Annotated in this window: 1 protein-coding gene; it reads right to left on the reverse strand. The window is 43.9% G+C overall.

Annotated features, from left to right (window positions below):
* The coding region (locus ACR9ZK_RS23070; RefSeq protein ID WP_481344248.1) for a hypothetical protein at positions 1-244 on the reverse strand (244 nt) is incomplete at both ends.

Raw genomic sequence — 244 nt, forward strand, 5'->3', positions numbered from 1 at the left:
GATCAAGAGTTGCTCCATCGAAGATCGGCGTCGCAAACTTCAATCCTAATTTTTGACCAGCCCATCCAAGAACTGTTTCATAAATCTGACCAATGTTCATACGGGAAGGTACCCCTAGTGGATTCAATACGATATCTACCGGTGTTCCGTCTTCCAAGAATGGCATATCTTCTTCACGAACGATTCTCGAAACGATACCTTTGTTACCGTGACGTCCCGCCATTTTATCTCCTACATTCAGTTT

This window comes from Monashia sp. HAY1-5C, assembly GCF_056755255.1.